Consider the following 13,432-nt stretch of genomic DNA (forward strand, 5'->3'; position numbering starts at 1 on the left):
ATTATGCTGGAAAAATAACAACAAAAAATTATTGATGGCCAGTATTTTTTTATTTCTGTAAAGTTAGAATTGTAATTGCGTGCAGTACATTTAAGTAACATTGTATTTTTTGAATAGCCGTTGGTTTCAACCAACGGATTTAAAAGGTGCTGATGTAAGGCTTTAGCCCAATATTATTAAGCTAAGGATTCTCAAAAAAGTCTCACGCAGATTTAGCGGATTTAGCGGATAAAAAAAAATCCCCGAAATCCGCAAAATCTCCGTGAAAAAACATTTTAATTTGAATGACATTAGGCTTTAGCAAAAAAATTAAAGAATAAAATTTTGGCTAAAGCCTCCGAACTAGGACCTACAGTACCGTTGGTTGAAACCAACGGCAATTCAAATCCGGATTGATTATTTACAGTGGGAAGTGCCAATTTTAGAAGTTACAGATAGTATTTGCAATAAAAAACTCTCCTGATTTACTTTTTGTGTTTTATCCAAAATCGTATGTAAGAGTTTTAATATCATGCTCCAATTATACTGGAAAAATAACAGCAAAAAATTATTGATAGCTAGTATTTTTTTATTTCTGTAAAGTTAGAATTGTAATTGCGTGCAGTACATTTAAGTAACATTGTATTTTTTGAATAGCCGTTGGTTTCAACCAACGGATTTAAAAGGTGCTGATGTAAGGCTTTAGCCCAATATTATTAAGCCAAGGATTCTCAAAAAAGTCTCACGCAGATTTAGCGGATTTAGCAGATAAAAAAAATCCCCGAAATCTGCAAAATCTGCGTGAAAAAACATTTTAATTTGAATGGTATTAGGCTTTAGCAAAAAAATTAAAGAGTAAAATTTTGGCTAAAGCCTCCGAATTCAGACCTACAGTACCGTTGGTTTCAACCAACTGATTTAAAAGGTGCTGATGTAAGGCTTTAGCCCAATATTATTAAGCTAAGGATTCTCAAAAAAGTCTCACGCAGATTTAGCGGATTTAGCAGATAAAAAAAATCCCCGAAATCTGCAAAATCTGCGTGAAAAAACATTTTAATTTTAATGAAATTATGTTTTAGTAAAAAACTTAAAGTATAAAATTTTGGCTAAAGCCTCCGAACTCAGACCTACAGAACCATTGGTTGAAACCAACGGCAATTCAACTCTTTGCAATGAAAAGTACCAATTTTAGAAGTTACAGATTGTATTTGCAATAAAAAATTCTCCTGATCCGCTATATATGCTTTTTTAGCTGGTTTTCTAAATGCACTGCGGGTTTGTAATTATCCGGTAGCTGCGAATGATAAATATCATAGTTAAAGTCTTTTGTGATTTATAAACTTTGCAGAAGTTAAAATAACATATTATGAGCGAGCAAGGGTGTTTTCATTGCGGATTAACCATTTCTAAAGACGAAGAGATCAATTTTGATGAAAAAAAGTTTTGTTGCAAAGGCTGTAAAACAGTTTACGAGATTTTCAGCGTTCATAATCTAACCTCTTATTATGATTTTGAAAAAGCACCGGGAGCTACACCGCAAGATATTCAGGGCAAATATGATTTCCTGGAAAATGAAGCCATACTATCTAAACTACTAGAATTTCAGGAAGGAAATACTGCTATTGTATCCTTAAGTATTCCGCATATCCATTGTAGTTCGTGTATTTGGATTCTGGAAAACCTCAATAGGATGCAACCCGGAATCAGTAACTCGCAAGTTAATTTTCCGGACAAGAAAGTTCGAATTACTTTCAATTCGGAACTCGTTTCTCTTAAAACTATTGTTTACCTGTTAAGCTCGATAGGATATGAACCTTATATAAGTTTAGAAAATTATGAAACCGGAAAAAATAATGTAGATCGTAGTCTGACTTATAAATTAGGGGTTGCCTTCTTTTGTTTTGGAAACATTATGTTACTGTCATTTCCGGAATATTTCGAAATAAAGGAATTTTGGTTAGACAATTACAAACCATTTTTCAGGGTTTTGATTTTGATTTTATCATTGCCCAGTTTTTTATATTCAGCAAGTGGTTATTATGTTTCGGCTTATAAAAGTATAAAGGCCGGAATGTTAAATATTGATATTCCAATAGCCCTGGGTATTATTGTAATGTTCATTCGAAGCACTTTTGATATTGTAATGGATTATGGTTCAGGTTTTTTTGATAGTTTAACGGGACTGGTTTTCTTTATGCTCCTAGGGAAAATGTTTCAGATTAAAACCTATAGTTTTTTAAGTTTTGAAAGAGATTTTAAATCCTATTTTCCGATCGCCGTCACCCGAATTGATGCTGACGGATCTGAAGAAAGTGTTCCGGTTTATGATATCGTAGAAGGCAATAGATTAATAATCAGAAATCAGGAATTGATCCCCGTTGATGGTATTTTGATTAGTGAAAAAGCAGAGATCGATTATAGTTTTGTTACCGGTGAAGCTATTCCGATTACCAAAAAATCAGGGGATAGAGTTTTTGCCGGAGGAAAACAAATTGGGAAAGTGATCGAAATGGAAGTTTTACATTCGGTTTCGCAAAGTTACCTGACACAGTTATGGAGCAATGAGATTTTTCAGAAAAAGGTACTGCAGCAGCATAAAACCATTACGGATACGATTAGTCGTTATTTTACGCCTCTGTTGTTATTAATTGCTATTGCAGGTTTTGGATATTGGATTGCTATTGATGCAAACATTGCTTTTAATGTCTTTACGGCGGTGCTTATCGTAGCATGCCCTTGCGCACTGGCACTGACAGCACCTTTTACTTTTGGGAACATCCTCAGGATTTTAGGAAAACAAAAATTCTATCTTAAAAATGCGCTCGTAATTGAGCAGCTGGCAAAAGTAGATACCATAGTTTTTGATAAAACAGGGACGATCACCACCAGTAAAAAGGCAAATATCAAGTATGACGGGAAACTAATTTCAGAAGAAAATAATGTACTTATAAAAAATGTACTACGTGCATCAAATCACCCGTTATGCCGAATGTTATATGACTTTTTACCTGAAAATAAAAAGACTAAAATCGATGATTTCTGCGAAATAACCGGAAAAGGAATTCAGGCCTCAGTTGCTAATAAAACAGTAAGGATAGGTTCAGCAGTATTTCTTGACGTTCCTGTTTCCGAAGAGACGCAGGCTGGGAAAACTTCGCTTCATATCGAAATTGACGGTATTTATTATGGCAGATTTACATTTCAAAATCAATATCGGGAGGGTTTAGAAAAATTGTTTTTAGCATTAAGCAAAAAGTATCAGATAAAAGTACTTTCGGGTGACAATGATGGTGAAAGAGCCAATTTAGAAGCAATCCTGCCGGAAAATACAGAATTGGTTTTTAATCAAAAACCCGAGCAGAAATTAGAATTCATTAAACAACTCCAGGAAAAAGGACAAAACGTGATGATGGTCGGAGATGGTTTGAATGATGCAGGTGCTTTGGTGCAAAGTAATATCGGAGTTTCAATCTCAGAGAATGTGAATGTTTTTTCACCCGCCTGCGATGCCATTTTAGATGCGTCGGAGTTTGCCCGCTTAGGTTATTTTTTAAAACTTTCGAAAAAATCAATTCTTATTATAAAGATGAGTTTTGCTTTATCCTTACTCTATAATATTGTTGGCTTATCTTTTGCTGTTACAGGCAATCTCCTTCCTTTAGTGGCCGCTATAATTATGCCTTTAAGTACGATTACTATAGTTGGATTTGTAACTTTTGCTACTAACTATTTTAGTGCTAAGAATCTACGGTAAACTAAAAATATACGGAAGGTGTTTTTATAAAGCCAACATTCCTCCCTTACCATGATAAATATCATTTTTTATACGCTCGTTACACAATAATTTTGGTAACATAAAATTTAGAGTATGAGTGTCATTTATCTGCTAATTACAGTAAGTATTTTCGTAGCAATTGGATTCTTTATTGCTTTTATCGTTGCTGTCAAATCCGGACAATACGACGATGATTATACCCCCTCGGTCAGAATGCTTTTTGACGATGAGACCAATATTACCCCCAAAAAGAATAAATCAAATACAGAAGAAAAACAAGTATAATTATGGAAATGGAACAGTTTTATTACGACAACAAAATTGTAAAGAAGTTCATTTACGCTACGATCCTCTTTGGAGTCGTAGGGATGTTAGTAGGACTGACCTTAGCGGTTATGTACCTCTTTCCCAATATAACCGACGGGATTCCCTGGCTGAGTTACGGGAGATTAAGACCTTTGCACACCAATGCGGTTATTTTTGCCTTTGTAGGTAACGCCTTTTTTGCAGGGATGTATTATTCGCTGCAACGATTGCTGAAAGCCAGAATGTTTAGCGACTTTTTAAGTAAACTTCATTTCTGGGGATGGCAGCTTATTATCGTTGCCGCTGCAATTACGCTGCCGTTAGGCTATACTTCCTCAAAAGAATATGCAGAGCTCGAATGGCCAATTGATATTGCTATTGCGCTTATTTGGGTTGTAATGGGGATTAATATGATTGGTACGATGTTGCGTCGTAGAGAACGCCATTTGTATGTAGCCATTTGGTTTTATCTGGCCACATTTGTTACCGTTGCCGTATTGCATATTTTCAACAATATCGAAATTCCGGTTTCAGCTTTAAAAAGTTATTCTGTTTACGCGGGTGTTCAGGACGCTTTAGTGCAGTGGTGGTACGGGCATAATGCCGTGGCCTTTTTCCTTACAACGCCATTTTTAGGATTAATGTATTATTTCGTTCCGAAAGTAGCTAACAGACCTGTTTACTCGTATCGCTTATCAATTATACATTTCTGGTCTTTAATATTTATCTATATCTGGGCAGGACCACACCACTTGTTATACTCTGCTTTACCAAACTGGGCACAAAATTTAGGAGTTGCATTCTCTGTAATGCTTATTGCCCCATCATGGGGAGGTATGATCAACGGACTTTTAACGTTAAGAGGAGCGTGGGATAAGGTTCGTGAAGAACCGGTTTTAAAATTCTTTGTAGTCGCTATTACGGGATACGGTATGGCAACCTTTGAAGGACCAATGTTATCGTTTAAAAACGTAAACGCTATTGCACACTATACGGACTGGATTATTGCCCACGTACACGTTGGAGCTTTAGCATGGAATGGGTTTATGTCATTTGGTATCATTTATTGGTTAATTCCAAGAATGACAAAAAGCACTTTGTTTTCAAACAAATTAGCAAACTTCCATTTCTGGATTGGTACTTTAGGGATTATCCTGTACACCGTTCCGATGTATGTAGCCGGTTTTCTTCAAGCCTCTATGTGGAAACAATTTAATCCGGACGGGACTTTAACTTACGGAAATTTCCTGGAAACCGTTACGCAAATTATGCCAATGTACTGGATGAGAGCCATTGGAGGTACCTTGTATTTGATTGGTATGCTGACCTTGGTTTATAATATCATCATGACAGTGAGAGCCGGTCAACCAGTGGAAGACGAATTAGCTCAGGCTCCTGCTTTACAGGTAATAAACAGCAATAGACTTAGCGGAGAAAAATTCCACTCTTGGTTAGAAAGAAAACCAATCCAGCTAACCATTTTAGCTACGATCGCTATTTTAATCGGAGGAGTTATTCAGATTGTGCCAACGATTATGGTAAAATCAAATATACCTACGATAAGCAGTGTGAAACCATATAGTCCGTTGGAACTTGAAGGACGTGATTTATACATTCGTGAAGGTTGTGTTGGTTGTCATTCTCAATCCGTTCGTCCGTTTAGAAGTGAAGTTGAACGTTATGGACCACAAGCCAAAGCCGGAGAATTTGTCTACGACCATCCATTTCTTTGGGGATCAAAACGTACAGGACCTGATTTGTTGAGAGTCGGAGGGAAATATAACGACAACTGGCATTTTAATCACTTTTGGAATCCTCAAAGTACTTCCGCAGGATCAATTATGCCAGGTTACAAATGGTTGTTTGATAACAAACCAATGGATACTTCTTTAATAGAAAAGAAAATGAAAGCCATGGTTTCGCTTGGTGTTCCTTATACCGATGCCGATGTAGCCAATGCGCAAAAGACTTTGAGAACGCAAGCAATAGCGATCGAGAACAATCTAAAAAGCGATCCTGATTTTGTAAAAAGTTACGAAGACAGTAAGAAGAAAGCAGCTGCAAAAGGCGAAAAATTCGTTCCTATGAACGAAAGAGAAATTGTAGCGTTGATTGCTTACATCCAAAGACTGGGTACAGATATTAAAGTAAAAGAAACTGCCAAAAACTAAGCGTTATGTTCGAACAAATTAAACACAACATGGAAAACATATCGGGTATCGAAATTTACCCGATACTTTCCCTCCTGATATTCTTTTTCTTCTTTGTGGGTTTGGCCCTTTGGGTTTTCTCCTATAAAAAAGAAAAAATTAGAGAAATGAGTGCAATCCCTTTAGACGAAGGACTTTGTGTAATATCAAAAGACAAATAAAATGAAAAAGTTTTTCCCCGTATATCTAAGAGTCCCTGTGATTTTCTTTATCGTTTTCGGTTTGATGGAGTATTTTATTGATTCAGGAGATAGGCCTGCTTTTGTGAAATATCCGATGGTTACTGTCTTTCTATTGGTCTTTTTATTCATTTTAATTGCAATAGAAATTACGCTAAGTGCTGTAAATAGGGTTCTGTTTCAATTATTGTCTCCCGAAGAAAAAGCAAAAATAGAGTATGAAAAGAGTCTGCCGCTGACAGAAAGCAATTGGTACAAAAACTTAATGCAAAAATTGACCGAGACTCAGCCCATAGAAAAAGAAGGCGATTTGTTGATGGATCATGATTATGACGGAATCAAAGAGCTCGATAATAATTTACCACCCTGGTGGGTCTATTTGTTCTATATCTGTGTCATTTTCGGAGTAATATATGTCGCCCGATATGAATTGTTTGGTGGTGACGATCAGGAAACGGAGCTAAAAATGGAGATGGCTCAGGCTAAAATTGATGTAGAAGAATACCTAAAGACTGCCCCCGATTTAATGGATGAAAAAACAGTTGTTCTGCTAACAGATGCACCAAGTCTCGATGCCGGAAAAGAGATATTTACCACCAACTGTGCCGCTTGCCACCGTGCAGATGGAGGCGGGCAAATTGGACCAAACCTGACAGATAATCAGTGGATATTGGGTGGAGGAATTAAAAATTTATTTCACACCATAACCAACGGCGGACGTGACGGAAAAGGAATGATTTCCTGGAAAGGAACTTTAAAACCTAAAGAAATTCAAAAAGTAGCAAGTTATATTTTGTCTTTACAAGGAAGCAATCCAAAAGACCCGAAAGAATCTGAGGGCGAAATTTGGGTTGATGAAGCGGCTCCCAAAAAAGAAGCAGCGGTTGCTAAAGCCGCAGACAGTACGCAAGTTAAATAATAAAAGAAATACCATGTCAAATTTACCGGACGAAACATTTAGAGATACCATTGGAACTATTGATGAAGGTGGTAAAAGGAAGTTTATTTTTCCTAAGAAACCGTCGGGTAAATTTTATGAGTATAGAAAATGGGTCAGTTATGTGTTATTAGCCATTTTAATAGCTAACCCATTTATAAAAATAAACGGAAATCAGTTTATGATGTTCAATGTTTTGGAACGTCGGTTTACTATTTTCGGATTTCCATTTTGGCCACAGGATTTTTATCTTTTTGTGATCTCCATGCTGGTTGGTATCGTTTTTATTATTTTGTTTACCGTGGTTTTCGGAAGGATTTTTTGCGGTTGGATTTGTCCGCAGACCATATTTCTCGAGATGGTTTTTCGTCGGATCGAATATTGGATTGATGGAGATCGTGGCGCTCAGTTGCGATTGTCAAAACAAGAATGGAATGCCGAAAAAATTCGCAAAAGAGTTTTAAAATGGACTATCTTTTTTCTAATCTCTTTTGGAATTGCAAATGTCTTTCTGGCGTATTTAGTAGGGAGTGATACCTTGTTTTTAATGATCGAACAAGGGCCTCTTGAACAGGCCAGTAACTTTCTGGCGTTGCTGATTTTTACGGCGGTGTTCTATTTTGTTTTTGTCTGGTTTCGTGAGCAGGTTTGTATCATTGCGTGTCCCTATGGTCGTTTGCAAGGAGTACTTTTAGACAATAAATCAATAAATGTGGCCTATGATTTTGTTCGTGGCGAAAAAGAAACCGGCAGAGCAAAATTCAGTAAAAAAGAAGACAGAGCGGCCACAGGAAAAGGAGATTGTATTGATTGCCATCAATGTGTTCATGTTTGCCCAATGGGAATTGATATCAGAAACGGCACTCAGTTAGAATGTACCAATTGTACCGCCTGTATTGACGAATGCGACACTATAATGGAAACGGTAGGTTTGTCGAAAGGACTTATCAGATACGCTTCTGAGGATGAAATTGAGAAAAAAGCACCTTTTAAATTCACCGCCAGAATGAAAGGCTACACCGCCGTTTTATTGATACTGTTGAGTGTTTTTGTTGGAATGTTATTTTTAAGAACAGATGTTCAGGCGATTGTTTTGAGACTTCCTGGACAGCTTTTTCAGCACAAAGGCGATAAAATAAGTAATGTGTATACTTATAAAATTGTAAACAAAACGATGAAAGAGTATCCCGATATCCATTTTGAGCTCATAGACCAAAAAGGAGCAATTAAAAACGTCGGAAAGCAACATTTTAAAGTATTGAAAGAAGGAATTTCGCAAGGAACTCTTTTTATAGAAATTGACAAAGCACTTTTAGAAAGCGATAAAACTAAAGTCAAAATTGGAATTTATAACGGAAATCAGTTGTTGGAAACAGCCACAACAAATTTTTTAGGACCACGAAGTTTTAACTAATTCAAGTTTGGGGGGCTTATCCCTAAAATGAAACAAGTTATACCTCGTTTTCTGAATTGTAATACTGTAAAAATTAAAGATTAAAAATTAAAAGATTTATAAAAGGATCATTATGAATTGCCTACAGCTTTAGCTGTAGGAATGTTGTTGGGATTAAAAATAAAATGGCTTTAGCCAAAATATACCGTAATTCTTTAGGCTAAAACACAATGCCATCAAGTAAAGAATCATCAAAAAAAGTCTCACGCAGATTTAAGCAGATTGAAACAAAAAAAAACCGCAAAATCCGCAAAATCTGCGTGAAAAAAATCTCTTAACTCAATGACATTGTGCTTCAGCCCAACGTCATCAAGTAAAGAATCATCAAAAAAAAATCTCACGCAGATTTAAGCAGATTGAAATAAAAAAAAATCCGCGGAATCCGCAAAATCTGCGTGAAAAAAAATAATTAAAATAATACTACCATGAAAATCAACTGGGGAACAGGAATAGTAATCGCGTTTGGATTATTTATGACCTTTATTTTATATTTTGTTTTTGAAGTACAATCGAATAGTAAATACGACAACGACCTGGTTGTCGAGGAATATTACAAACACGATTCGCATTTTCAGGACGAGATGGCAAGAATTCAGAACGCCCATGATCTAAAGAATAAACCTTCTATCATTTATACCGCTGAGGGTTTAAAAATAGCTTTTCCGAATACATTTGAAAATGAAAAAATAAAAGGAAACGTACTATTGTATCGACCATCAAACAAGAAATTTGATTTTGATACTGAAATTGCCTTGACCAATAATGAACTGTTAATTCCGCAGAAAAAATTAATCAAAGGACGCTGGGATGTCCATATGGAATGGCAGTGTAATGGCACAAAATACTTGTCAAAAGAAGTGATTTATGTCAATTAATACAAAACAAGATGTTATATTCAGCTTTTATATTCGGACTCATCAGTAGTTTTCACTGCATAGGAATGTGTGGCCCGATTGCGATGATGTTGCCTGTAGATCGTACCAATGAAGCCAAAAAGAGCGCCCAGATTATAACCTATCACTTGGGGCGATTAACAGCTTATGCCACTATAGGATTACTATTTGGACTGCTGGGACGGGTTTTCTTTTTGGCAGGATTACAGCAAAAAATGTCCATTTTTATAGGTGTCGCCATGATACTTGTGGTTTTGATTCCGGAAAAAACAATTTCTAAATACAATTTTTCGAAACCCGTCTACAAAATCATTTCAAAAATAAAATCAAGTTTAGGAAGTCATTTTAAAAACAAGAGTTACAAATCCCTTTTTCTAATCGGTTTATTAAACGGATTCCTGCCTTGCGGAATGGTTTATGTGGCTTTATTTGGAGCAATGGCCATGCAAAGTGCCGGTTTAGGAGTTTTGTATATGCTTTTGTTTGGACTGGGTACAGTGCCGTTAATGACCCTTGTAGTGTACATCAATTCGATAATTACGGTATCCTTTAGAAACAGAATTCAGAAGGTAATTCCATATGTAGCGGTGCTTATTGGAGTTTTGTTTATCTTAAGGGGTTTGGGGCTCGGAATTCCGTACCTGTCACCATCAAATATGAGTTTATTTGTACAGCAAAAGTCCAATTGTCATTAAACTTAAATGGTCATCGAAAACAAGTTTGTTTCCGGTGACTTTCTTTTTAAATGCAAATCAAAAGCCATACAAATATTGCGAACAAATGGTTTTCCGGCTTCTGTAATTTTGATTTTATGTTCTTCGATTACCATTAAATGATCTCTTTCCATCTCTTTCAAATCAAATAAAACAGCGGGAAGTTCTTTAAAATAGCCTGTTTTGTTATTCCAGGAAGTTTCAAATTCACAGGTAAGATTTAGAATATGTTTTCTTATCGTCAGATCTTCATCAGTAAGAACATGCCCTTTAACAACAGGCAATTTATCCCATTCCAACAATTGATAATAATCTTCCAGATTCTTGGTGTTTTGAGCAAAACTGTACCAACTGTCGCTAATAGAAGAAACGCCCAATCCAATCATGAGTTGGGTTTTAGAAGCGCTATATCCCATGAAGTTTCGGTGTAATTGGTTGCTTTGCGAAGCCTTATACAAACTATCTGTTTTTAAAGCAAAATGATCCATACCAATTTCGTGATAACCATTTTCAGAAAGTAAATGTTTTCCAATCTCATACAGTTGTCGTTTTTCGGCATCTTTTGGGAGGTTTTCATCATTAAAACCACGTTGGCCATTCCCTTTTATCCACGGCACGTGAGCATAGCTGTAAAAAGCCAATCGGTCCGGTTTTAGAGAATTTGTTTTTTCGACCGTATCAATTATGTTTTCCACATTCTGAAAAGGCAATCCAAAGATCAAATCGTGGCTAATAGAAGTATATCCGATTTCTTTTGCCCAAAACGATACTTTGGCTACGTTATGAAAAGGTTGAATGCGGTGAATTGCTTTCTGCACTTTTTCTGCATAATCCTGAACACCAAAACTAACCCTGCGAAAACCTAATTCATATAATTTTTTAAGTTGTTCGTAAGTGGTATTGTTGGGATGGCCTTCAAAGCTAAATTCGTAATGATCTGCTTTATTGGCAAAAGAGAAAATTCCGTTGATGAGGTGTTCTAAATTGTTTATAGAAAAAAAAGTGGGCGTACCTCCTCCCAAGTGTATTTCTTTTATAAGTGGTTTTTCTGTGAAAAGTTTGCAATACAAACTCCACTCTTTTAAAAGTGCTTTTATATACGTTTCTTCAACCGTATGATTTTTTGTGATTCGTTTGTTGCAACCGCAAAAAGTACACATGCTTTCACAAAAAGGGAGATGGATATACAAACTAATTCCGTTTTGGGTATTACTTTCTGAAAAAGCTTTTTGAAACGACTCTATCCATTTTTGTTCTGTAAAATCAGACTCATTCCAATACGGAACAGTAGGGTAACTGGTATATCTTGGACCGGGAACATTGTATTTCTGTGTGAGGGAAATTTTCATAAAAATGGATTTTCGATTTATCAAAATTAAGGAGCGAGGCCAACATATAAAATGATAAATGTCATACGACCGGCACAAAAAAAAGAGGCTCAATTGAGCCTCTTCGGTGAATTAAATAACTAACATTAAATAGAATCCTGAATGATTTTAAGCCATTTTTTTGCAAACTGCTGATCTTGATAAGCACTTATTTGTTTGATGCGATCGTCATCGAAATCATAGAATGGTATTGTAATTTTTTTGGAGGTTTCTTTTTCCTGAAACTCAAAATCGATTTTCAAGATGGTATCTGAACCGGATTCAGTAGTCGGAACCAATTTACAGGAAGAAATGTTTTTTAAATCCACGTAGGTAGATTCCTGTTGATTTGGATTGAAATTCATCAAAATAAATTTCCCGTTTTTCTGATCAATAGTAAGCGTTTTATTGTTTTGAGATTCTGTCAAATCGAAATCTTGTGGGTGATTTGGATTGAATCTTTTTTTTATGTCTAAAATTTTTGCTTTGTTTACGGCATTTGTTCTTGCAGAAAAATATATAGGGATGGCTACTATGATCGCAATCACAATACCAATAATAGTTACACTTGTATCCATTTTGTTTTTGAAGTTTAATTGAATGAAATAGTTAAACCGCTTTCATAAGGAAAACCGTTTAGTGATTGGAGAAGAACGAACTTCTTCCGTTTGAAATTTCAAAAACTAATTACCAAAAATAATGGAAAGGATAGAGCAGAAGTAGTATTCTTTTACTCTGATTTAAATGTTGATTAGCAAAATTGGATGCTGATTTTACGGCCTGATGTCTTGGAATGGGCATCAATATAGCGTCAAACCATTTAACTAAGTTTGGATAGTTGGTTTTGACATTTGCAACAAATTGATAGCTTGCCTGAGGTTGTATGAAAGCTAAAGAATCAGGTAATTCCATAGAGAACGCAGGATCTCTTTTCTCCGTTTGAGTTTTTTCAACAGTAATTTCATTCCCTTGACAAGCAAAGAAACTTATAATTAAAAGTGAAAAAAAGATAATGGTTCTGCGAATCCCGTTCATAGCGGCGAATTTAATTCATAAAAGACAATTAAAGAAATTTTAAAGAATTAATTAACGCTAAAAAAAGGTGTTATTATTTTATCCTCAACAGTTTTGTGATACAATTGAGGATAAAACAATATTATTTTTGCATTTTGAAATAATAATCAGCCGAGTGTTTTCCGCCTCCGTAGAACAAAAAGAAAATGCAAACTAATAAAACGACTATGGCTACAGTCAGATTTTCAGAGTGCATATGTCCCATGGAATTTACGAGAACAGCTCCAAATAGTATGGGTAATTGCGCGGCAATTGCCCAACGGGTGAGTAATCCAAAGAAAATCATGATTCCTCCAATCATATGGGCTGGCGCAATATAATGTAAGAGAAACATTCCGCCTCCAAATTGGTCAATTGGTGAAATCAAATCATGCAAATATTGAACGTTGGTTACAAATGAAATTCCTTTCATAAATAAAAAAATGCCCAATACAATACGTATTAAATCTACTGGCAAATAAGTGTGCGAATTAGCCCATTTATTCAAGCTTTTTACATTTTCCATGATGTTACCTGATTAAAAATTACACACTAAGTTACTAATTT

General features: G+C 35.7%; 12 protein-coding genes. 8 read left to right on the forward strand and 4 right to left on the reverse strand.

From position 1 onward, the window contains the following. Positions 1-1,345: 1,345 nt before the first annotated feature. The 8 genes from LNP23_RS13250 (at position 1,346) to LNP23_RS13285 (ending at position 10,427) form a co-directional block, all read left to right on the forward strand. Positions 1,346-3,733 carry a heavy metal translocating P-type ATPase gene (locus tag LNP23_RS13250; RefSeq protein WP_230001569.1) on the forward strand — a complete coding sequence of 796 codons (2,388 nt, stop codon included), beginning with the start codon at positions 1,346-1,348 and terminating at the stop codon, positions 3,731-3,733. 114 nt (positions 3,734-3,847) lie between these two features. Beyond that, positions 3,848-4,039 carry a cbb3-type cytochrome oxidase assembly protein CcoS gene (gene ccoS / locus LNP23_RS13255; protein WP_047776152.1) on the forward strand — a complete coding sequence of 64 codons (192 nt, stop codon included), beginning with the start codon at positions 3,848-3,850 and terminating at the stop codon, positions 4,037-4,039. A gap of 2 nt (positions 4,040-4,041) precedes the next feature. After that, positions 4,042-6,231 (forward strand): cytochrome-c oxidase, cbb3-type subunit I, encoded by a 2,190-nt coding sequence (ccoN, locus tag LNP23_RS13260; RefSeq protein WP_230001570.1) that lies wholly within the window; start codon positions 4,042-4,044, stop codon positions 6,229-6,231. A 5-nt stretch (positions 6,232-6,236) separates the two neighbouring features. Continuing rightward, positions 6,237-6,431 (forward strand): cytochrome c oxidase subunit IV, encoded by a 195-nt coding sequence (locus LNP23_RS13265; protein ID WP_047776148.1) that lies wholly within the window; start codon positions 6,237-6,239, stop codon positions 6,429-6,431. A 1-nt stretch (position 6,432) separates the two neighbouring features. Continuing rightward, positions 6,433-7,368: a cbb3-type cytochrome c oxidase N-terminal domain-containing protein gene (locus tag LNP23_RS13270; RefSeq protein ID WP_230001571.1), complete on the forward strand. Its 936-nt coding sequence runs from the start codon at positions 6,433-6,435 to the stop codon at positions 7,366-7,368. A gap of 13 nt (positions 7,369-7,381) precedes the next feature. Continuing rightward, entirely contained in the window at positions 7,382-8,800 is a 1,419-nt protein-coding gene (ccoG, locus tag LNP23_RS13275) for a cytochrome c oxidase accessory protein CcoG (protein ID WP_230001572.1), read from the forward strand. A gap of 464 nt (positions 8,801-9,264) precedes the next feature. Beyond that, the gene (locus tag LNP23_RS13280; protein ID WP_230001573.1) at positions 9,265-9,714 is read left to right on the forward strand and encodes a FixH family protein; all 450 of its coding nucleotides are present in this window, start codon (positions 9,265-9,267) and stop codon (positions 9,712-9,714) included. An 11-nt stretch (positions 9,715-9,725) separates the two neighbouring features. Beyond that, entirely contained in the window at positions 9,726-10,427 is a 702-nt protein-coding gene (locus LNP23_RS13285) for a sulfite exporter TauE/SafE family protein (protein ID WP_230001574.1), read from the forward strand. Between the two features lie 2 nt (positions 10,428-10,429). Here LNP23_RS13285 and hemN read toward each other — a convergent pair whose 3' ends face one another. The 4 genes from hemN to LNP23_RS13305 form a co-directional block, all read right to left on the reverse strand. After that, positions 10,430-11,794 (reverse strand): oxygen-independent coproporphyrinogen III oxidase, encoded by a 1,365-nt coding sequence (gene hemN / locus LNP23_RS13290; RefSeq protein ID WP_230001575.1) that lies wholly within the window; start codon positions 11,792-11,794, stop codon positions 10,430-10,432. 125 nt (positions 11,795-11,919) lie between these two features. Then, positions 11,920-12,390, reverse strand: coding sequence for a hypothetical protein (locus LNP23_RS13295; protein WP_047776139.1), 471 nt, complete (start codon positions 12,388-12,390; stop codon positions 11,920-11,922). A 109-nt stretch (positions 12,391-12,499) separates the two neighbouring features. Next, positions 12,500-12,847 carry a hypothetical protein gene (locus LNP23_RS13300; RefSeq protein WP_230001576.1) on the reverse strand — a complete coding sequence of 116 codons (348 nt, stop codon included), beginning with the start codon at positions 12,845-12,847 and terminating at the stop codon, positions 12,500-12,502. Between the two features lie 121 nt (positions 12,848-12,968). Next, positions 12,969-13,391 (reverse strand): DoxX family protein, encoded by a 423-nt coding sequence (locus LNP23_RS13305; protein WP_047776135.1) that lies wholly within the window; start codon positions 13,389-13,391, stop codon positions 12,969-12,971. Positions 13,392-13,432: the final 41 nt, after the last annotated feature.

Origin of the sequence: Flavobacterium cupriresistens, assembly GCF_020911925.1 — a bacterium.
GTDB lineage: Bacteria > Bacteroidota > Bacteroidia > Flavobacteriales > Flavobacteriaceae > Flavobacterium > Flavobacterium cupriresistens.